The organism is Treponema endosymbiont of Eucomonympha sp. (genome assembly GCF_001028545.1).
On the sequence record NZ_BBPW01000468.1, the window covers coordinates 1 to 557 of the forward strand.

The 557-nt window shown below is 56.0% G+C and carries 1 protein-coding gene; it reads left to right on the forward strand.

The features are described from left to right. Positions 1-132: 132 nt before the first annotated feature. Positions 133-557, forward strand: a 425-nt coding sequence (locus AWU74_RS07615) for a DbpA RNA binding domain-containing protein (RefSeq protein ID WP_187150942.1), incomplete at its 3' end; no start/stop codon positions are given.

Below are 557 nucleotides of genomic sequence, written 5' to 3' on the forward strand. Positions count from 1 at the left end.
GCAAATCCGCACATCTCGGAGGAACGGCAAGATAACGGGCGCCCAACAGAAAAATCAGGGCGACGGAATGAACCCGCTGACAGAAGATTCGCGCCGCCGCGTCGCGCGCTGATTAGCAAAGCGGATTCCGAGGTGGTTTATATCAGCGTCGGCAGGAATAACCGCTGTTTCGTGCGCGACCTTATCAGATTATTGATGAACATAGGCGGGCTTCCGCGCGAGCGAATCGGCGATATCCGTCTTTTTGACACCTATTCATTTGTACAACTCTATGTTGAAGACGCCCTACGCGTCATCAAAGCGCTTGACGGGTATGTCTATCAGGGGCGTTCTCTTGTGGCGAATATTGCTCACCAGCGCGAAGACGCCGAAACCCGTTCGTCCGGCGCACCGGAACCGGCGCATAATCGCCCAGCCGATTTGTCCATAGAAGCTGAACAAACGAACGCCGGCGCCTCTGACGCGTCGGTGCAGGTTGCTGCAGACGCTGAAATCGCTGCTGCTGACTGCAATGCTGAAACAGCTGCTGAATCCGGTGCCAGTGCGGACAGTGAAGC